This is a genomic window from Pseudomonas trutticola BRTCR10, assembly GCF_056155105.1.
In genome coordinates this window covers 5,104,104-5,126,314 of the sequence record NZ_CM149552.1, presented here as the reverse complement: position 1 = coordinate 5,126,314, position 22,211 = coordinate 5,104,104, and the positions used below count along the sequence as shown (strand labels likewise).

General features: G+C 58.3%; 10 protein-coding genes. 7 read left to right on the top strand and 3 right to left on the bottom strand.

Going from position 1 to position 22,211, the window contains the following annotated elements:
- Window positions 1-86: 86 nt before the first annotated feature.
- Window positions 87-1,376: a hypothetical protein gene (locus tag ACVVH8_RS23290; protein WP_475226578.1), complete on the bottom strand. Its 1,290-nt coding sequence runs from the start codon at window positions 1,374-1,376 to the stop codon at window positions 87-89.
- A gap of 228 nt (window positions 1,377-1,604) precedes the next feature.
- On the bottom strand, window positions 1,605-3,056 hold the full coding sequence (gene pyk / locus ACVVH8_RS23285; protein ID WP_103306425.1) for a pyruvate kinase: 1,452 nt from the start codon (window positions 3,054-3,056) through the stop codon (window positions 1,605-1,607).
- A 187-nt stretch (window positions 3,057-3,243) separates the two neighbouring features.
- Between pyk and ACVVH8_RS23280 the strand changes: the two genes are divergently transcribed.
- Together ACVVH8_RS23280 and ACVVH8_RS23275 are read left to right on the top strand one after the other, a co-directional pair.
- Complete coding sequence (locus ACVVH8_RS23280; RefSeq protein WP_007951249.1) at window positions 3,244-3,630, top strand: tetratricopeptide repeat protein; 387 nt, start codon at window positions 3,244-3,246, stop codon at window positions 3,628-3,630.
- A gap of 233 nt (window positions 3,631-3,863) precedes the next feature.
- Complete coding sequence (locus ACVVH8_RS23275) at window positions 3,864-4,223, top strand: PilZ domain-containing protein (protein ID WP_103306426.1); 360 nt, start codon at window positions 3,864-3,866, stop codon at window positions 4,221-4,223.
- Between the two features lie 269 nt (window positions 4,224-4,492).
- On the opposite strand, the gene ACVVH8_RS23270 is transcribed toward ACVVH8_RS23275, so the two are convergent.
- Window positions 4,493-4,867, bottom strand: a complete 375-nt coding sequence (locus ACVVH8_RS23270; protein ID WP_475226576.1) for a DUF6124 family protein — start codon at window positions 4,865-4,867, stop codon at window positions 4,493-4,495.
- A gap of 472 nt (window positions 4,868-5,339) precedes the next feature.
- Here ACVVH8_RS23270 and ACVVH8_RS23265 point away from each other — a divergent pair, with 472 nt between their 5' ends.
- The 5 genes from ACVVH8_RS23265 (at window position 5,340) to ACVVH8_RS23245 (ending at window position 22,193) form a co-directional block, all read left to right on the top strand.
- Window positions 5,340-8,417, top strand: a complete 3,078-nt coding sequence (locus ACVVH8_RS23265) for an Ig-like domain-containing protein (RefSeq protein WP_475226574.1) — start codon at window positions 5,340-5,342, stop codon at window positions 8,415-8,417.
- A 150-nt stretch (window positions 8,418-8,567) separates the two neighbouring features.
- On the top strand, window positions 8,568-12,218 hold the full coding sequence (locus ACVVH8_RS23260) for a Tc toxin subunit A (RefSeq protein ID WP_475226568.1): 3,651 nt from the start codon (window positions 8,568-8,570) through the stop codon (window positions 12,216-12,218).
- Window positions 12,219-12,288: 70 nt separating this feature from the next.
- Window positions 12,289-16,365, top strand: a complete 4,077-nt coding sequence (locus tag ACVVH8_RS23255; protein ID WP_475226564.1) for a Tc toxin subunit A-related protein — start codon at window positions 12,289-12,291, stop codon at window positions 16,363-16,365.
- Entirely contained in the window at window positions 16,358-20,140 is a 3,783-nt protein-coding gene (locus ACVVH8_RS23250; RefSeq protein WP_475226561.1) for a transthyretin-like family protein, read from the top strand. The genes ACVVH8_RS23255 and ACVVH8_RS23250 overlap by 8 nt, the downstream gene beginning before the upstream one ends.
- Entirely contained in the window at window positions 20,133-22,193 is a 2,061-nt protein-coding gene (locus ACVVH8_RS23245) for a hypothetical protein (RefSeq protein WP_475226558.1), read from the top strand. The genes ACVVH8_RS23250 and ACVVH8_RS23245 overlap by 8 nt, the downstream gene beginning before the upstream one ends.
- Window positions 22,194-22,211: the final 18 nt, after the last annotated feature.

Below are 22,211 nucleotides of genomic sequence, written 5' to 3'. Positions count from 1 at the left end.
ATATCCAGGCGCGCCCAAACTCGTACCAAACAATTGGAAGGTGGGTTCAGATATCGCCTGGGAGGGTAATGAGGGGCAGAGCCGCACTAATTGCTGGCATGGAAACGGAGCAGGAACCCCTGCGTATTTCTAGTGGTGCCCGTCTCGCCTGCAACGACTATTTTTCCATCTGCCTGCAGGACCACTGCGTGGGTGAGGGGCTCCTCGTTCACCGGTGTGCTGGTCCATCCGACGTTATTGAACGTCGAATCCAACAATCCATCGCTGAGCAAGCGCACCACCACGGCTTCGGAACGTTGATCCGGGTGCTTGATCTGGCCCGCCAAGACGATCTTGCCATCGGCCTGCATAACCCCACTTTTCCAGCGGGTAGTGGTGTTATCCAGGCGAGTGAGCAGTGGTTGGCCACGATTGAACTGAATATTCGCGCTGCCATCCGGTTCGAGGCTGACCAGTACACCTTGTTCGCCATCTTCGGTGATGCCGATCCCCAGCAATCGATTGTTCGGTTGCCCGATAACAGCCACCAGGCCTGCCTTTAACCGCGGCGCATCAGAATAAACGACAAAGCCTTTCTCGCCGAAGCTGGTATCAAGGCGACCATCGCGGGTGTATCGGGCCAACAAGGGCGTATAGGTTGACTCATCGCTGAGCATCAATCGGCCACACACCATGATGCGCCCGTTCGAGTCAGTCGACCCGCTGGCAAGTCCCACGTCCGCTGCCGTTGCACCGGGATAAAGGACTTGCACATAGCCTTTTTGATTGAAGGTTGTATCGAGCGAACCATCGCTGTTGAGCAGAAAAACGAAGGCGCGTGTAGCTGCTCCATGAGTGATGACATAGTTGCGTACTACCAGGATTTTTTCGTCTGCCAGTGGTGTCACCGTGCAAGCAGAGTCTTGACTCTCGCCTTGGATGTCGAGTGCCACCTGCTCATCAATCTCTTCCGGCAGTGGCAGGATGACGTGCCCTTCGGTGCCAAAACTGCGATCCAGCCTGCCGTCAGGGTAGTAACGCGCCAGTGCAGGACTTCTGTAGGCAACCGAGCCAGTCAGGAGCAATTTCCCGTCACTGCAAATTGCAATGGATCGACCGGTGGATGCTTGTGTGCCGCCAAAAGAAGCTCGGACAATGCCGTTCGCCCCGAAGGTGTCGTCCAACGATCCATCTGGCCACATTCGACCTAGCAGGTAGCGACTATTGAGCGGATTCAACGTGCTGGAGCCACAGAAGTACAGATGACTGGATGTCGCCATTACACCCATGATGCGGTTCAGTCCCGCCTCTTGGGTATTCAAAAGAAAGACGCCGCCGTCGGCGAAGCTCTCATCAAAGGTGCCGGCCTGGCGGGTTGGTAGAGATGTACTGTCCATGTGGCACTCCTTCAGTGAACGGGTTTACGCGAGTAGCTACTTGATAGCGACTCTGGTCAACTGTCAGAACTGACAGTTGACAAACCCCTTCACGCAAAGTGATCGCAGCCTCCGCAGCGTCTGCCTGAGAAAAACAAAAGCCCCGGCATTCACATGCCGAGGCTTTCGTTTTTCGAACCACCGATCACTCGGTCCCACGCAAAACCTGTGGGAGCGGGCTTGCCCGCGTCAGACCTGCGGGTCGCCCACGTGCAGGATCTTCATGCCGTTGGTGCCGCCGGTGGTGTGGTAGCTGTCGCCCTTGGTCAGGATGACCCAGTCGCCTTTTTCCACAACGCCGCGTTTGACCAGTTCGTCGATCGCTTTCTGGCTGACTTCGTGCGGTTCCAGCGAAGCCGGATCGAACGGGATGGTGTACACGCCACGGAACATCGCGGCGCGCGCCTGAGTCTCGCGGTGTGGCGAGTAGGCGTAGATCGGCACCGAGGAACGGATGCGCGACATGATCAGCGGGGTGTAGCCACTTTCGGTCAGGGCGATGATCGCTTTGACACCCGGGAAGTGGTTGGCGGTGTACATGGTCGCCAGCGCGATGCTTTCGTCGCAGCGGGTGAATTCCTTGCCGATGCGGTGGCTGGAGGTCTTGCCGGTCGGGTGCTTTTCAGCGCCGACGCAGATACGCGCCATCGCTTGCACAGCTTCCAGCGGGTACAGGCCAGCGGCGGATTCAGCCGAGAGCATCACGGCGTCGGTGTAGTCAAGCACGGCGTTGGCCACGTCGGACACTTCGGCGCGGGTCGGCATCGGGTTCTGGATCATCGACTCCATCATTTGGGTCGCAACGATCACAGCCTTGTTGTGGCGGCGTGCGTGCAGAATGATTTTCTTCTGAATGCCTACCAGCTCGGCGTCGCCGATTTCCACACCGAGGTCACCACGGGCAACCATCACTGCATCGGAAGCCTGGATCAGACCGTCGAGGGTTTCGTCGTCGGCCACGGCTTCGGCGCGTTCGATCTTCGCCACCAGCCAGGCAGTGCCGCCGGCCTCGTCGCGCAGTTGACGGGCGTAGTTCATGTCGGCGGCGTCACGCGGGAAGGACACCGCGAGGTAGTCGACTTCCATTTCTGCGGCGAGCTTGATGTCGGCCTTGTCTTTTTCAGTCAGGGCCGGCGCGGTCAGGCCGCCACCGCGACGGTTGATGCCTTTGTGATCGGACAGCGGGCCGCCGATGGTCACCACGCAATGCAATTCTGTGGCGGTGGCGGTTTCAACGCGCATTACCACGCGGCCGTCGTCGAGCAGCAGCTCGTCGCCCACGCCGCAGTCTTTCACCAGGTCCGGGTAGTCGATGCCGACCACTTGCTGGTTGCCTTCGGTCAACGGATGGCTGGTGGAGAAGGTGAACTTGTCACCGATCTTCAGCTCGATCTTCTTGTTGGCGAATTTGGCGATACGGATTTTCGGGCCTTGCAGGTCACCGAGCAGGGCGACGAAGCGGCCGTGCTTGGCGGCGAGGTCACGCACCAGTTTCGCGCGAGCCTTGTGCTCGTCGGGGGTGCCGTGGGAGAAGTTCAGACGGGCAACGTCCAGACCAGCCAGAATCAGCTGTTCGAGAACTTCCGGCGAGTTACTGGCCGGGCCAAGGGTAGCGACGATTTTGGTACGACGGACGGACATGCAAAGACTCCTGAGTTCAAGCGCTAGCGAAGGCTACTATGCTCGAAGGGTGTAGTCATTGTTCGTTTGCACTACTTATCGTTTTCTTTATTGAACGCGACTACCGCACCAACGCGACAATCGGCGCAAACGGTTCTGAAGATTTCCGACGATGGGTCGATACAGAGCACAAGACAGGAGAACCCTCATGCGATTCGTACCCATTGCCGCCCTTGCCCTCAGCGTCCTCGCCGTGACGGGCTGCACCCGTTGGTCGATGAACCATCATTTGAACAATGCCTACAGCGCCTACGATCGCGGCAATTGCGAGCAGGTGATGCTCGAACTGTCCAAGGTCGAACGTGCCAGCCGTGCCCGCCCGTATGTGTGGCCGGAAGTGTCGATGATGCGCGGCCAGTGCCTGGAACGGCAAAAGATGTTTGTCGATGCGGCGCAGACCTATCAATTCATCATCGCCTCGTACCCCAATAGCGAATACGCCTACCGCGCCCGCGCCCGTCTGGAAACCCTGCAGAGCCTGGGTCATTACCCGACGCGCAGCGCCGCTGCCGTGGTGCGTCCGACGCGCTTTTGATGGCAGTTGTCATACAAAAGCTGGCCGGTTGTACAGCCTGAGCTATAGTCGAATCAATCGGGTTTAGAGCCGAGTCTCTAATGTGCCCGTGCAACACCTGCGACTGGCGAGTTGTCAGGTGACGGCGATTTAGCGACCGTCACACCGGAAGCGGGGAGAGCGCGTCTGCCTAACAGGCGCGTTCCGAAGCAAAGGTGCGGCTCTGTGATGGAGCCTTGCATGGCGAACTGCGCATGTTTACCGACCGCCGAATCGAACGGCATCAGCTGCCGTATTTCCTCAGGGTATTCAACAGCGTCACCGACAAACCCATCGGCTTTCTCGGCAATGTGTCCGAAGACGGGCTGATGTTGATCAGCCAGTTGCCAATGATGATCGGGGCGGATTTCAATCTGCGTCTGAAAATCCCATGCGACGACGGCTGCCAGCAGGTGATCGACCTCACCGCGTGTTGCCTGTGGTGCCATGAAGACGCCACACCCCTGCATTACGATGCCGGCTTCAGCCTGCAACGACCGCCGCCGGAATACGGGCAACTGGTCGGGGCATTGAAGCAATACTTCAGTTTTCAGCCGTTGCCGGCTTCGGCCTGAGTGCTGCGGCGCCTTCACCATTGCTATCGCTGGCAAGCCAGCTCCCACAGAGATTGCGTCGTTCAATTATGCTGTAAACCGGTGGGAGCGGGCTTGCCCGCGATGGCGTCAGTTCCGGCGCCGCAAGGTTGACAGTCAGGTCACGGCATCGCTGGCAAGCCAGCTCCCACAGGGTTTTGCGTCGTTCACTGATGCTGTGTCCGCTCGCAGAACCTGTGGGAGCGGGCTTGCCCGCGATGGCGTCAGTTCAGGCGCCGCCGGGTTGACGATCAGGTCACGGCAATCGCTCGCTCGTTATCCAGCGCCTGCTCCGCCAGCAACAATCCCATCTCGCTCAATTGATAAATCGCCATCGCCAGATGTCGCGGCTTGTCGTCGAGGCTGTCCGCCAGATCCAGCAACAGAATGCTCACCGAGGAAAACGTTTCGTACGTCTGAATGGCCACAGCTTCGCGGTTGAGGTCGGGGGCGATCATGAACATCTGCATGCCGCGATCCACGGAATTGCGTGAGGATGAGCCGGTGGGTTTGAGGTAGTGGTCGAGGGCTTTTTCGGCGGCCTCGTGGAGTTTTTTTGATTGGGCTGATTTGTAAGGGGAAACCGAGTCGTCGGTTTCGGGGGGATTTGGCGTCTCTTTGCACATAGTCATTTCTCCGGTAATGGGCCGCCTCCGGTTCGCGACTAAACGAATGAGGGTGGCGGCTGGACGCAGGTTAGTCGACCGGTGGAGAAATGAATCCCGGCGCACCCGAAGGCGCCCTGCGTACAGCCACCATCGAGTGCGGGGATAGGGAATACCCGACTGGATGACGCTTATACACATCATTTCAACCACCGGGCGACTAAACCCGACCACTGATTGGCAGCGGCACGGATCAAGTTACGGGGCATCGGCAAAGCGCACAAGCCGGCGGATTCTGAGGGATGTGTAGGCAAAGGCGCAACCCGGCGTAGCCTGCGGATGAGGACGTTGCCGGTGGGGGCAAAACGGCTTTTTTCGTACGCGACCGTTCGTCGGGACTGTCAGATTTTACAGGTGCGCAGCGCAGGTGCGAGGGCGTATTTAATGGCTTCCGGCAAGCCATCCCGCCCCCACCCACCAGAAGGAACTGACCATGGCGACCTTTGAGGAAGAGCCTGTAAAAGGCGCATCCGATGATGCCGAAACCCTCGACTCACCGCCTTATATCCGTACACCTTCCTACGGTGAGAGCGTGAGAAACCCCGTCAAGGTCACTGGCGGTGGCCATGGTGGACGCAACGTAAAAATTATCGGGGCCTACGTAGAAACAGACTTGGGTGATGAGCGGCAAATGGACGGAAATGGGCTATTTGAACTGACGTTCAGAAATCCCCTGCCCCCCGGGAGAAACCAATTTCGGGTTCTGCAATGGGAGATGTATCCGGGCTCTTATATGTATACCGCAGTGTGGACGGTTTATAACACCTCGGCCCCCGTCATCGACCCGAAGCATGCCAACCAGGTCGTCGGGCGCACATTCCAGCTCACGGGGAGTGGTTGTGCACCTCATTCGAAGGTGGTGTGTGAGCGCCAGGATCATCAACCTATTGGTGAAGGGACCGCTGATGGCGCCGGCAGATTTTCAATACAGATCTCGACTTCAGGACAACCGAGAACTCTGAGCCTCTTCGTTTTTTGGCATCAGGACGTGAGTAGTGCTGTTTCGGAAACTATAACGGTACGGGTTTTGACCCCGCAGATTGAGCTTCCCGCTAACGAAGCGATTGTGGGAAAAACGCCGTTATTTCGGGGTAATGGTCTGGACGGTTCAAGCGTCACTCTTTTCAGTACTGAACCGGGCGGAACCAAGCAATACGGCCAAGCTAACGTTAGCAATGGTAATTGGTACAGACCACCAAATGATTATTTGCCAGAAGGTCGGGTTCGGCTGCTTGTCAAAGCGCAAATGGGGGGCATTGACGTTGAGTCCGATGCGATATGGCTTAATGTCATCCATCCCCCCTTGATTCTTTACCCTGATGCAGGCGCAGTGGTGGATACAACCTTCACAATTGAAGGTTCAAAAGGCATGCGTGGGGCTACTGTCGAGATTCTGCGCGATACGGAGGGGCACAGTGTTGTTGCCACCGGCCCGGTTATAGGGGGTACAGAAGGATGGCGTGTCACTGTCCCGGACATGACGCCGGGTCCTCTGAGTCTGAAGGCAGAACAGTTTGTTGCTGGCGTCGACGAGCACTCCGGCAGAACTGATGCGCGAGCGTTCAAAGTCCGCCCCGCCCCGGTCTCGAATGTCTCAATAAACACCCCCCTTGACGGCTCGATAAAATTTGCGGGGAGCGGATACTCGGGGGCAACAGTCGAGATCACTCGTGTCAGTGGGCCTGATGCACCTGCGATACCTTCTGTTCCAGTGGTAGATGGCAAGTGGGAGGTCACGGTGTCCAACTGGCCTTTCGGCATTTACTCGCTCAGCATCATTCAAAAGGTTGACGACGGCGCAAGCGGCTGGATCCCTTCGGCACCCATAAGACCCGGCTTCAGTAAAGTTCTGCCTGAAGTCAGCAATGTGATCTCCACCTCCAGCTATAAACCAACCATCAGCGGCACAGGCATGGACGGCGCCACGGTCAAGCTGTTGAACAGTGATGGGAGCATCACAGACCTGCCCGACGTTGTTGTGAGGAATACCCTATGGATAAGCACGGCGCCGACGGAATGGGGCCCGACGTTTGAGCGCGTCCTTCTGATCAGGCAATCAAAGGATGCACAGACCACCAAGGGCATTAATCACACCGTCACTATCCCCCCCTTGGCCCCCGGCCTGAACGACCCGGTCGAGGATGGCCTTTCACCCAGGCTCAGCGGCACGTGCTGGCCGGGAGCGGTGGTGAAGGTCAAATTCAGCGACAGCCCCGAAGAGCATCTGGCAACCGTCTCGAACGGCAACTGGGCTTTTCAGCGAACCAAGGAATTCGCTCCGGATATATTGCATACCGTCGAGGTCTTTCAGGTCGTTGGCAAGCAAACATCAGAAAAAGCGAGCAAGACCTTCACGGTTCTCGTGGCCATGCTCAAACCGACTATCACCAAGCCGGATGCCGATTCGAAAGTCGGTCGTGTGGTCACTGTCGGGGGCGAAAACGGAATGGCGGGCGCGACGCTGCAGTTGCGAGATGTCCGTTTCGACCGTCCTCTCGGTGCGCCCAAAGTACTGAGTCAGGACGGCGTCTGGTCGATTGACCTGAGCCAACTGGATTTTGCGATCTACACCATCGATGCCCGGCAAACCCTCAAGGGCCGGCCTTCGGAGCCCAGTGACCGGCACAGTTTTGAAGTGGTGCTGTTACCCCCGGAAATTACCCAGCCAACCCCCGAAGGCAAGCTGCCCCGCACGGCGACGCTTATGGGGAAGGGCATGGTGAACGGGCGCGTCGAGGTCTTTCTGGAGGGGCGCCCCGGGCCTTGGCTCACGGACATCGCGGTGGGCGGGAACGGCGAGTGGCAAGTCGACGTCACGTTGCCAGTGGGCAGCAAAACCATCTGGGCGCGGCAAACGTTTATGGATGAAGGTGGCAAGTTGCGGGAATCGGACATTACCGCGTTGTTGAACTATGACGTCGTCCCGGCCGCGCCGTTTATCGAGACGCCGGTCGCGGACGGCCACATCGGGCGGTCGACGGTGGTGTCAGGCTTCGGTGTGCCGGGCGACAGTGTCACGGTGACAGTGGCCGCCGGCGGGCGTTCGATACAGGCCAATACACGCGTGCTCGAGGATCGCACCTGGTCGGTGACGCGAGATTTCAGCTCACTCGTGGGTGGGCGGCGCACACTTGAAGCGGTGGCATCGCTGGGTGAGTTTGCCTCGCTCGCCGCAACGCGCCCCGTCGTGCTGGGGACTTATCTGCCCACCCTCGACGAGCCGGCGGCGGGCCGCTGGGTCAGTCATCCGCTGCAGTTTGCCGGCCGCGGCCGCAAGGGCAGGGGCAAGGTGGTGAGCTGGTACAACCCGGATGTGAAGTGGGTGCCGGAGGTGCCCATCGCCAGTGACAAATGGTCCGGTGAGTCGACGCAGTCCTTGCCGGGCGCGGGCAACTGGTACCGATTCCAGCAGGACATAACTGACGGTGCGGACGGCGCGACGGTTTCCGATTGGGTCGACAGCCAACGCTTTGAAGTCGAGCCCGCGCGGCCGCCTTCGGTAGATACCTGAGTCTGCGTTTCCCGACGAACGGTCTTAAAACCTGTCAGATCTGACAGTAGACGCGGACCGCGTCCAAGCGCCAAATCGTACTCACTGAAAGCACAGCCTGGCGAAGACGCCAGGCTGTTCGGGCCAGTTGTCGACTCAAGGAACCTGATCATGGCTGATTCGCGTCGTCCCGCCCTGCAACTGTTCGCTCAGTTGTTTGGTGAGGGCCAACACGTACAAGACACCGGGCTGAAAAACCTGCAGTCCTACCTTGAGCAGGAGGGGTCGATTTTTCCTCTGGTGGAGAAGGGCGTTCAGGGCCTGGTCAGGGAGCTTGAATTGCGCCCGGATGACGCAAAGCGGTTTTTGCGCAGGGCCAACAGCATGGCCACGTACGTGCGTCGCCAGTTTATCGAGCAGACCCTGACGGGCGACAAAACGGCCGCTGCACGGCCTTCGAGCGGCTTGTTGTCGATGGTTGAAGGTCCCGATTATCACAATCTGATCGGCACTGATTTTGCCGCGTTGTGCCCGGTGGATGCGCTGGAGTCGATCTTGTCGCCGGTGGCCTACCTGATCGAACTGTTGCGCTGGATTCGCGACCGCATCGAGTCTATTCCAGGGCGCGAGAAAAAATACGAACTGCATGAGCGCCGTATGGATCTGCTACCCCTGCAGGTCGACTTCAACGCGGTGTATCAGTCGATATCGTCGGTGGACATCATCATTGCGGTGCTGGAGGCGTTCATCACCAGGAACCTGCAAGAGACGTCGATCGAGGATGGCTTGATCGAAGCCCGCTACCCCAATGGCCTGCCGTATTACCAGCACTGGGTCACGATTGACGGCGTTGTGCAGTTGCACGGTCTTTCGGTCGGGGACTTCGAGCACAAAGTTGACCTGGCGTACCCCTATTTTCTGCAAGCCAATGCCCGTGGCGCCAATACCGGTCGCGGCTTCGCCAAGGCTTCAAGGCTCGGCCCTTATCAGCGGCAATTGCTGACTGAGGAACGGGTGGATTATGAAGAAGGTCGCGAAGGTTTTTACGCCCGTAACTTCGGCACGGATGATGCCAACAATAAATACGGCAATCTGAATCAGGTCGCTTTTTTCGGCGAACGCACAAAGTTGGGCAGCACACAAATCGAAGCCTTGTTGTCGATTCGCGATTTTGCTCCGGTGCGCTCGCCCAATGTGCAAACCTACCCCGGCAACATTCCGGAGGAGCCAGATGCGCGTGAAAGCGAGCGTTCGGGCTCGGTCTACATCAACAACAACACCGTACCGGCGTTGGGTATTTACGACGATGGCCAGGACCGACATCGACTGACGGCAAACCCCGACACAGTCTCCGGTTTCAATCACTACGACCGGATGAACCGGATGGTGCGTCTGGCCAACTGGACGGGATTGCCTTACGACCAGGTCGATGCGTTGCTGGTGGCGGCCATCAGGGCTGTAGAGCGTGGCAATGCACCTCCCGATGGGAGCGAGATGATTATCTCGGACGGCGTAGTTCACGCCTTCGGACTATTTCAGACCCTGAACGAGCGCTATGGCTGCACCGCCGCTGACTTTGCCGTGTTTATCGGCGAACTGTCACTGTACGGTCGCGGCGAAGCGCTCTCGCAGTTCGACCAGATCTTCAACGGTCAGAACGGTTATCTTCAACCGCTGGTGCTCGACAATGGTCCGTTTCCCCTGTTACCGGCGCCGGGCCAGGTCGATTTGACGATCAGCCAACTGTGCAGCGGTCTGGCGATCGACCTGCAGACGTATTTTTATCTGGCAACCACGGTGGCCAAGGCTCATGGATTGACCGACACGCTGAGGCGCAGTCCGGCGATCATCTCAAGCTTTTACCGTTTGGTCAGACTGCCGCGGTTGCTGAGCATCACACCGGTTGAAGGTGTGCTGATGCTGTCGGTACTCGGCGGGGATGCATGGGTCAACGGCCTGGCAGGCATTCCACTTATCCACACCGTGCCGGGCAGCGCTCCGGATGTGCTGGAACTGATCGAAGCCATGCGCAGCGGTGAACAGTGGTCGACGCAAAACAGTCCGTCGATTTTGTGGACGTTGCAACACGTGGTCGCAGCGCAACCGGCACTGGAGCCGTCCGAGCAGGATCTGCAGTTTTTTGAACAGATTCGCAACTTGTTGCCGACCGCGCTGTTATCCAACAGCACTTTTCTGATGGCGGGTGTGCCGCCGGCCGGCGCCGCTGACTGGCTCGATTTCCTGGCGACCGGCGCGGACGGTCTGGGTCCGATTGTCGATGCCGATGGCCTGCTTTTACCCTTTGACGGGACAGCGGAGCATTACTCGGCTGTTGTTCGTGAAAAAGTCACTTGGGCCGTCGAAGCCGGCTTGGGGGCGATCGATGTGCCATTGCGCCAGTCCATCATCGAAACCATGTCAGGTGTGGTTTTGCAGGTGCGGGACGCTCAGGCGTCGCTGGTCAAAGAGACGCTGGCCGTTTATGCCGGTATCGCTGTGGAACTGGCCATACCCGTTCTGAGTTGGGCCGATGCCACGGTCCATTATCTGTTGCAAGAAGTGCTTGAGCATTACGACGTGAGCGCCGAGGCATCGCGCCGACCAGCCAGCCGCAACGCCAGCCCGCTGCTTGATCTGCTGGCTGAAGTACGACGGCGCAGCGAGGTCGTAGTGACGCTGGACTTGAGCGCCACGCTGTTGCTGGACTATCTGGAGTATGGTCACTTGGCCTGGTTTGATCAGGCCGACAAACATGAGTTGTCGGTGCGCACACTGTATTACCTGACAACGTTGACCCGGGCATTCGACTTAAGCGAGCAACCGGCGCAAAAGCTGTTGGATTATCTGCGTCAGGTCAATGCATTGCCCACTGTCACGGGTGATGCGCGGAGGCTGGCGCAACAGGCCGCCGCCATCAAACTGGCCGATTTTTTTGGCTGGAGTGTGCAGGAAGTGCGCGAGTGCGTCAGCCGCATCGACACCACCGACCTCAAGATATTGAAGAACCTCAGTCAACTCGATCTGTTGATGCGCGTTCGTGTGCTATCGGCTGAAACCGGCATGGACGCGTTGACGATTTTTCTGGTCGGCAGTTTGCCCGAGAGCGGCGACAAAAGAGCCTATGCCGATGCCGCCGAACTCGTCCTGCTGGGTGAGCAACGTTCACGCGCACCCATGGTGCACGTGCCGGGTGATCTCAAGGCGCTGGTCAAGACCACGTGCACCGTAGAGGGTTCTTCCACGGTGGTGGCCAGAAAGCGTGGAGAGAAAGTCACCTTTAAGGTGACGCTCATCGATGCCGAGGGGAGGCCGTTGAGCGGCGTCAACGTTTACTGGCAAGCGGCCTTGGGCAACATCGAAACGGGCGCTACCGAGGTGAACGGTACGCTGCTGGCCACCTTCACTCCGGGAGCGATCATGGGCACGGACACGCCCGTTTACTGGCTGGATCTGTTTGAGCCTGAGTACGCGCCTTCCATCGATATCGTCGCCGAGTCCAGTACCCTGAATTTTCCGCCGGCAGAATTGTCGCCAACGCCGTTGGGGATTGTGCCAAAAGGCCAGGAAGTCGAGCTCTATGCGCTGCTTGAGGACGCCTACGGCAACCTTGGGAAAAACTCGCTCGTGGAGTGGGAATTCGAGTCCTACGAACCCGGGATATTCACCAGCGCGACTATCCGGCCAAGGCAGGGTTTCACCGACAAGCAGGGGCTGACCCGGGTCTTTGTGTCGAGCGAAACGGGGGGCACCTTTGTTTTCAGCGTCAGAACCCAGTCTGGCGAAAGTGAAACCGTCTTCGTCAAGCCCATCACCTTCGAATGAGCAGATATCGCGGTCAACGGTATCTCTTGGCGACCGCGTGTCCCCGGGGCCTACCCCAAGGAGCAGGATCATGGCATTGAATAATATTGGCGGGCTGCTGGAAAAGCGTCGTTCGGCGCTGCTGGAATACTGCATCGGCAAAGCAGGCAGTGAGAAATACACTTTTCTGAAAACACCGGCCGATCTGTTCGAACTGCTGCGCATGGATCCGCTGGACAGCTATCAGGTGCAGAGTTCCCGGGTGGCCGAAGCGATCAGCTGTACGCAGCAATTCATTCATGCGGCGTATCGCAAGCTTGAGCCGGGCCTTGATTCGCACGAGTTCGACCCGGACGATCTTGCCGCGTGGGCGCTCTACAGCAACTACCCCGATTGGGCCGCGGTGCAGCTGATTTCGTGCTACCCGGAAAACTTCATCAATCCCTTTGTGCGTCAACGCAAGACCAGCCTGTTCAAGAACCTGGAAAACAACCTCAATCAGGCGCGTCTGAACAACGATTCCGTGCAGACCGCGCTGCAAGAGTATCTGCAAGCCTTCGAGCAGACCTGCGACCTTGAGGTGATCAGTTGCTACATGGACGGCACGACGCCTGCCAACGCCAAATACTATTTTGTCGGGCGTCAACGGGTGCAGCCTTTTCAGTACTTCTGGCGCTCGGCGGATATTGAACTCGGCCCTGACAGTGTGGCGGTCAATCCGGCTGCGTGGAGCGAATGGCAAGCCATTGAAGTTCCCATCGCTGACAAGGTGCCGAACATCCGCCCGGTGGTCTGGAATGGCCGCTTGTGTCTGGTCTGGACTGAATGGCAAGACAAGGTTGCCGGCCAGGAGACGGGTGAGTACATCCCCAACAAACTGACCGTCAAGCTGGCGCTCATGATGCAAAACGGCCAGTGGCTGGCACCGCTGACGGTGTCTATCAAGGACCTTGAGCATGAGCTTCCGCCGGGCACCCGGTTGATCGCGAGCGTGCAAGTCGACACTCTTCACCCCAAGGGCAAGCTGGGCATTCTGGTGTATGGCAAGGCTACGGCTGGAGACCCGTTGAGGGTACATGCGGTCTACGACGTGCTGATGCGCCCCGTACAGCGCGATTCCGGGTTCTGGCTGGATGCAGCACTCGACCGGTTTGTCAGCAATGAAACGGTTCAACATCCATTGCTCCCTGAGGTGACGGTTGTTCCCCATCCAGCAGAGGGGGTGATAGCGCCGTATCTGGAACTGGACGTCACGGCGTTGCGGGTAGGGGACAAGGATAAGCTGACGGTCAAAGGTTATTGCTGGCCCACGGGACATCGCGGTACCGCAGACATACGTCTGGGATTGGCTTTTGACGATGAAAACGTGGTTGAGGCCAAAAACCTGTCTCTCGCGGGTGACTGGAACATCGGACCTTGGGTAGGCGAGCGAGATAAAGGCTCATGGCCCAATCCGACTATATTCTCACTGGGCCCCGTAATAACCTCACCGGAGACGCAAAGAAGTCTGTTTGACCTGACGATTGTCAACCTTACGGATTTCGTCCCGCCCAGCCTGGTGAAAAACACCGTTGATGCCGCACAGTTTCTGTCTTTCAACCAGACTGGACTGGCGTTGAAATACACCCGGCTCAATTCGTTGTTTGGTCCCGAGCTGGTGCAGCGCTCGAACTATTCCGTGGCGAGTGTGCTGGACTGGGACACTCAGTTCATCCCGGAGCCGCCGCCGACCGGCCAAGTGATCAATGAGCCCAGTGGTGCCTTCAACGGTGCCAACGGGCTGTTCTTCTGGGAGATCTTTTTCCACCTGCCACATTTGATGGCCACACGCCTGCGCGACGAAGAGCGCTTCCCGGAGGCACAGAACTGGCTGCATTACCTGTTCGATCCGCAGGCACCTGCTGATCCACCCACCCCGCCTCTGCCCAATCCCAAGCCGAAGTACTGGCGCTGCCGGCCCCTGAATATCGTCGAGGAACCGGGCGACCCTGGTTGTGAAACGCAGAACCCCACGGACCCGGATGCCATCGGTTACGCGGCGCCCGCGCACTTCCAGATCCTGGTGTTCACCGACTACGTGAAAAACCTGATGGCGTGGGGCGATTGGTATTACCGACAGCTGACCCGGGACAGCCTGGTGGCCGCCAAGCTGTGCTACGTCCAGGCCGGGTTTTTGATGGGCAAGGCACCTACGGCCAACACCGGTACTCGCTGGCAACCCGAGAAGGTTCAAGACCTTCTGGAAAAAAGCAGCACCCGGCCGAGGCTCGAGCAGTTTGAAAAAAACCTGAAGTTCAGCCTGGCGGATTTCCCGGTCGCCTCCGACGCCGCGCCAATGCTGGGGCTGCTGGCGTGCGGGCCGTTTGAAATTCCGATCAATCAGTCGTTGCTCGACTTGTTTGCAGCGCCGGATCAACGCCTGCATAACTTGCGCAACAATCTCACCCTCGACGGCAAACCGCTGGACATTCCGCTGTTCAGCCCGCCTACGGACCCCAATCAATTGCTGCGTGACCTGGCTTCCGGTGGCGTGGCCGGGCCGAGGCCGATGGGCGGGCGGCTGGTGATCAATGCTTTCCGCTGGCGAGTGATGTTCGAGGTCGCGTTGCGCGCGGTGCAAGCGTTGCAGGATAACGGCACTCAGGTGCTGAGCCTGCTTGAACGGCGCGATCGTGCCGAGCAGGAAGAGTTGCAGCAAAACCATATGGTGGAACTGGGCAGCTACGCCGAGACGGTGCAGGAGCAGTCCATCGCTCAGTTGGAAGCGAGTGTGACGGCGTTGCGGCAAAGCCGTTCGGTGGCGCAGGAACGCGCCGATGCTTACGCAAAACGCTATGACGAAAACGTTTCGACGATTGAATATCAGGTCATGGACAGCCTGCATCAGTCCAAGGTGTTCTCCCTGGTGGCCAGGTCGATCAAACCGGCGGGCGCGGTGCTGGCCTCGTTGCCGAATATTTTGGGCTTTTCCAACGGCGGGCATCGGCTCGAGAAACTGGCGGACGCGGTGATATTCGGTCTGGAAATCGCCTCGTCACTGCAGCAAATCGATGCCGACCGACAGAGCACCACGGAAGGTTACCGTCGTCGCCGCAGTGACTGGGCGTTGCAACGTGATCAGGCGCTGGCCGAGGTGCGGGCCATGGATGCGCAGATCGCTGCGCAGAATCACGCGGTCACCGCTGCCCGGTCCAATCTGGCGCAAACCCTCAGGGCCAATACTCAGGCGCTGGCGGTTTACAACTACCTGAAAAAACGTGCGAGCAATGCCGAGTTGTTCGGCTGGATGCTCGGCCAGCTCAAGGCATTGCACTATCAGGCCTACGATGCGGTGATCAGCCTGTGCCTCAGTGCCCAGGCTTCGCTGGCCGCCGAAACCGGTGATTACGATGCGCAGATCGCGTTGCCGCAGGTCTGGCTCGACCACCGTCATGGCCTGACCGCCGGTGATCAATTACGTGGGCATCTGCTACGGCTGGAACGTGAATACCTGCAACGCCACGAACGCCGGCTGGAACTGGTGAAAACCATCTCTCTGCGGCAGTTGTTCGACGACAAGGTTGAAGGTCAGGTCGGGATCGATAGTTGGGCCGATGCACTGGATCAGTTGCAAAAGACCGGCACGCTGGAATTCAAACTGACCCAACTACTGTTTGATCGTGATCATCCGGGGCATTTCTGCCGGCAGATCAGTTCGGTGGAGGTCGATCTGCCGGTTTTGACCGGGCCGTTCGAGAATGTACGGGCGACCTTGCTCCAGATCAGCAGCATGACGGCGACCCGGCCCACCACACAATCGGTCGAGTACCTGCACAATCCCGGGCTCGGGGCGCCTTCGGATGTGGTGATCAACCTGCGCGCCGCTCAGCAGATTGCATTGTCGATCGGGCTGGCCGACAACGGCCTGACGGCCATGAAACCCGATGAAGGCCTGCTCAACCCGTTCGAAAACACCGGCGCGATCTCCAGTTGGAAATTGTCTTTCCCGTGGTTCAAAAAGCCGCAGCAAACCGCGCTGCTTGAATCGATGACCGACTGCATCCTGCGCATCCGCTATACCGCCAAGGCTGGCGAACCGCCGTTTGTGCAAAAGGTTGAAGACCTGGTCACTCAGGCTGAAAACGCCAGGCTGAACCAGCAGGTCGAAGGAGTGGGCAGTCATGAGTGAGCCGGTCATCCAGGCGAAAGAAAGCCTGCTGCGCAATGGTGATTTCAACGATCTGCTTAACCACTGGATTGACAAAGGGAAAGTGGGAATACAGAAGGAGTTGTATGAGAATTTCTTAATCCCTTTTATGAATGTCGGCGTCGGCGCCTCGGCTAAACAGGATGTAATCGCCCCTAAAAAAGCCGACGTGAGCGCCAGTTACGAATTGACGTTTCTCTGCGAGCTGCGCCCTGGAGTTGAGTGGTCGGGCGATTCAGGCTGGTTGTGCATTCTTGGCGGTAGCGAAGTGTTGATGAGCATTGAACTCAAGGCCGGCGATTCACGCAGCCTTGAGCAAGATCAAGCTCGCCTGGCGGCAGGGCAGCCGCTGGAGTTCAAACCGATCCGCTATCGGGAGTCATTGGATCAACTGAGCTTCGATAGTGACGACACACTGACTTTCGAGGTTCGCGGGGTACCGAATAATCCATCAGACAGGCGCTCGTCCGTGCTTATCACCCGGATCGACCTGCAACTGAAACTGGAGCCACTGAAACTCCAGACTATGCGCCTGGATGAGCAAGACCTGGCGCCTGATCGCACGTTGTACCTGTGTCTGGGCGCAACCCTCGGCAACGGGATGGATGACCCGCTCGACATGCCGCACTACCTGTCGTTTGAACCGGGCGATGGCAATGCCTGGCAGGGCACAAAGATGGCGTTGACCAGTCCCGGCAATCCGATGGAAGCGGTCAAGGCCGCGCCAGATTGGGGTGTCGACCAGGCGCTGACATTGCCATGGTCGCTCGACTGCCCGTGGATGGCGGAAGACAAGACCTACGAGTTCTCGATCATCCTGTTCAACCAGTATGACGCCGAGCCTTATCCGATTGACGTGTCGTTGGGGCATCACCGTCTGGCGTTTGGCGACGAGCAGAAAGCGACCTTTTACCCCGTTCTTGAATATGCGCAGAGTGTGCGGCTGGGTGTGCAGGTCGTTTCCCATTACACCAGACAGGCGCTGGATGCCCGGACGGTGAACTGGACGAGTGCCGGGCAAGGTGTGATTGGCGCGGGTGTCACTGATGAGCAAGGCTGGGTTTTCTTTGATTTCGAGCCGAAGACGGCGGGTGATGTTGTCATCACGGCTTCGGTCGACAGCCCTTATTACGCTTCAGGCCAAGTGACGTGCGATTTTGCCGTGAAGGTGTTGGCGACCGATCCGTGGAAGGCTCTGCGGGCCGTTGTCGGAACGCAAGAAACAGCATGGGAGGCGACTGGCTACCCCAATCGGGGCAGCAACCATCCCGTCATCGTGCGCTTGCCGTCCGATAGTCCCTTGCGGGGAACGGAGTTTTCGCTGCACTGGAGCGGTGTAGGGCATGAGCAGCTGGGGGTCACGGTCAATCCGCCGCTCGAGGACCCGCTGCCATTCGACGGGGGCGATGTGCTCTGGACGCTGACCAGCGAGGATCGGCTCGACGGTCGTTTCGAACTGACCCTGCAGTGCTCGAAACTGTTGCTGCCATCACCGGGCAAACCCATGTCGCTGGCGCGCAATCGGCTCCGGGTGGGTGAGGTCCGTGAGGCCAACAAATTTCCGATAGTCGACGAAGAGGAAAGCGTGCTGCTGCGGGTGCAGGCGGTCCATTATCTGACCGCAGGCGATGGTGATCCCGTCAGCAATGCGCTGGTCGAATGGGTGACCCCCGACGGTGACGCTGTGCAGGACGTGACGGGGGCGGGCGGTTGGACCAGTTTGTTGTATACGCCCAAAAGCACAGGGGACAAGACCGTCACGGCGTTCCTCAAGGCGCACCCGGACGATACAGCTGTGCAACAGGATTTTACGGTCAAACCCGTTGCCACGAGCCCATGGAAAGGTGAAGTCGAAATCCGCTTGGACGCAGTAAAGGTGGAGAGTCCGCTGGGGATGCTCTGTCGACGTGGGCAGACCCATACGCTGACAGTCGTGCCGAAGGCTGGCAGTGCCTGGATCGGACGCAACATCAGCCTGCATTGGCGCGGAAACGATCCGGCCATTGGATTAACGCCCGAAGACCTGACAACGCCGAAAGCTCTGCTGGCGGGCGGGGTGGAGTGGAAACTCGTCTCGAACAAAGACGACGGCAGTAGCGGCTTGTTTGAACTGGAGCTGCGTCTGGCCGGCCTGGCCAGCGTGCGAGAACTGTCGGGACGCCTGCTGTCCGAGGATTTGACGGAAGAAGTGGCGCTGATGCTCGATCAGATTCGCGCGTCGCTGGATGCCCGAAACCTGTATCCGTGCCTGGGGGCTGTTCACCGTTTCAAGGTTTTACCCAATGCATTGAGCCCGCTGGTGGGGCTGGACGCATCACTGAAATGGTCGGGCGCTCCGGCCAACTCATTGGGGGCGACGGTTGAGCCTACGCTGGATCGCCCACAGGTGCTGAGCGACGGTGGCGCGAATTGGACGCTGGACTTTACCGCCAGTACGGCGCCTGGCGAGTTTGCCCTGAGCCTGGCGTTACCGCAGCTGAAATTCGAGGCGATCGCCAAGCCGATGACGCTGGCCCATAACCGGGTCAGGATCGAGACATGGCGGGGAGCGGCGGTCGATCCGGTCATTGGCCAGGCGCCTGCCTGGATGTGGGTTCAGGTGTATTCGCATTACACCCAACGTCCCGTGGATCAGGCGCCGGTGACCTGGACCGGCGACACCGGCCCACGCGATATCCAAACCACTGTCGATGGCTGGAGCGGTTTCGACTTTGCGCCGAAAACCGCGGGTGAGCAGCGGGTCACAGCGACTGTCATCAGTCGCTATGACGATTACCCGGATACTCGGCCGATGATGGTTAAAGCACTGGCAAGTGATCCGTGGGAGGGGGTGCTGGTCAGCTTCGACAGACAGTCGCCCCAGCCCTTGGGCACGCAGACGTTCTTCCCGCGGCGCAATACGCAGCACTGGCTGGATGTGACTGCGCCGGCCGGCAGTGTTCTGTTTGACAAGGAGATGACATTGGGCATGACCGGGACCGGTCCCGCGGAACTGGGCATTCGCTTTGAAGAGCCGAGGCTTGGGGAGCCCAGATTATTTCCTCAAGCCGGACAGACCTATTCCTTCAAGACCGGCGATTTGAAGGACGCAAGCTTTGGGTTGCGCTTCTCGTCCGCCCGGCTGGCCAGTTTGTCCCCGGTGAATGCGATGTCGCTGGGCCAGGGTGAACAGGCCTTAAAGATCGCCGAACGCCAGCGAGCCTATCAGACGTTGCTCTGGGGCACAGAGGTGTCGGAGCAGATCACTGTGATCTCGGCGATCAGCGGCCGACCGATGGTCGGGGTGACCGTGACCTGGCGCAGCCCGGATCTTGGCGTGAAGCAATCGACCAGCAATTTTTATGGGGTAGCGAAGATTGCTTTTGTGCCGACGACACCCGGGCCGCTTGAACTGACGGCGTCGGTGGGGGGAGAGCTGCATTCGGCCTCGGTGTCGTTGCCGTTTTTCCTCAATGAACCTCGGAAAATCGATTCACTGACCAGCCCGCAGCCAAGTGGACCAGAGGGCGCGTGGGTCTCAGCGACCGTTAACGTGGTGTCGGCCCTGACGGGTGAGCCATTGCAGGGTGTCGAGGTGGAATGGGAATACCCGGACCGAATACTTGATTCGACCTACACCGACGAGAACGGTAACGCCGGGGTGAGGTTCCGATTGGCCGGTATCAGACGTACCTGGCTGCAAGCAGCCGTGCGCGGCGGGTATGCGGGGTGGGATGTTCAATTTCTTGAATTTGAATTGGTGCCAGTCAATGAATAAATCAATTGAAACGGATGATTCGTCCACGCCTGATTCTCTGACCTGGAAGAAGGAATTCAGACCCCTCATCAATGGCAAGCCAGTGCGCTGGGATGACCTGAGCGTGGTGTTGATGAAGGGAGAAAAGTGCACTCTGGCGCTGGAGTATGAATACAGCTACTACATCGGCGCGCCGGAAGGATTTCTCGCCCTAAATTACAAGCCGGGCGAAGAGGGGCAGGGACTGGTTTTTGATCCGCTGTTGGGGGTGGAGTGTGAAATGGCTGAGGGAAGCCTTTCCTTGAGCTGGACTCTTTCTGCCGTAGAAGGCCCTGGCGGAGCCTTTGAACTGGTATTTACCCTTCCACGGGACCCGCAAATATCGGAATCGCCGCCTGTGCCGGGGCGAGTTATTGAAAGTTGGTCGGAGGGCTTCGTTCCCTGGGTTAACGGGCAGCGAGTCAGTTGGTCCGATGTGAAGCTGGACTTGATGCAGGGAGAGACTTGCACGTTGGCGCTGAGCTATGAAGGCAGCTCTCTGATTGGTGATCCGGCTGGTTTTCTAGCGCTTGATTACATGCCGGGTGCAGAGGGGCAGGGGCTGGTGTTTGATCCGCCATTGGGGGTGGCGTGTGAAATGGCTGAGGGAACAACTTGCTTGAGCTGGACGATCACCAGCGAGCAGGCGAGAAGGGGGCCTTTTGAACTGCAGTTTGCGCTGCCAAAGTTAGCTGATGTACCGAAGTCTCCGTCATTCCCAGGAAGATCAATCGATAGCTGGCTGGGAGGGTTTTCACCGCTCGTTAACGGACAGCCAGTCGGGTGGCCTGACATCAAACTCGATTTGATGAAGGGAGAGAGCATCACGTTGGCGCTGGAATATAAGCGCAATGGGCTGATTGGTAATCCAGGTGGTTTTCTGACTCTCGAATATACGCCGGGCGCGGAGGCGCGGGGTCTGGTGTTTGATCCGCCATTGGGTACGGCGTGTGAAATGCTTGAAGGAACAACGTCCTTGAGTTGGACGATCACCAGCGAGCAGGCGCAAAGCGGTCCTTTTGCATTGCAGTTTGCGTTGCCAAAGTTGGCCGGTGTACCGAAGTCACCGTCATCACCAGGACGATTGGTTGACAGTTGGCTGGAAGGGTTCTCACCGCTCGTGAACGGAAAGCAAGTCGAGTGGACTGACCTCAAGCTCGACTTCATGGCGGGAGAGACCATCAAGCTGGCGCTCGACTTTAAAGACAATTGGCTGATTGGTAATCCGGCTGGTTTTCTTGCACTTGAATACACACCGGGCGCAGAAGGGCAGGGACTGGTGTTTGATCCGCCATTGGGGACGGCGTGTGAAATGGCTGAAGGAACAAGCTCCTTGAGTTGGACGATTGCCAGCGAGCAGGGGCAAAGCGGTTCATTTGAATTGCAGTTTGCCCTGCCTGAATTTGCCACGATGCTGAAGTCACCCTCTTTGCCGGGGAGAAAAACAGATCTACAGCAAGAGCTAGAGCTTATGTTCGACGCGTTTTCCTTGAACTTTGGACGCGATGCCTATCCCTGTCACGGTGCGGTCCATAAAGTATCTTTGCGGCTAAAGCCGGACAGCCCACTTTCAGGCAGGCGCGTGATTTTGAAATGGGAGGGTGAAAACGCCGAGGATCTCGGCGTGGTGGTGACCCCTGCGCTGGAGTTGGAGCAGACACTTGATGGGGAATGGCTGACTTGGGAGCTGGATTTTAAACGAAGCACCAAAAACTCAGAGTTTTCATTGAAGCTGAGTACCGGGGAGCATCAATGGGTCACTTTGCCGCTAGCCATGTCGTTGGGGCATAACCTGGTAAAAGCTGAGCGCTGGACGAAAATATTTGATGGGCCAGTTTATTTTTATGAAGAGTATGGGGTCAGGGCAACTTCCACATACCTGAACACTCCAGCACCGGGTGTCAAAGTCACGGTTCTGCGTAACGAATTACTGCAATATAGAGACACCGACTCGCGTGGGGAGGTAGTTTTTCAAGTTGTCGGAGATAGCGTTAAATTTAGTGTCAACAATCCATACGATGGAAGTGTCGTCTGACCTTTGCGGATTCGTTTT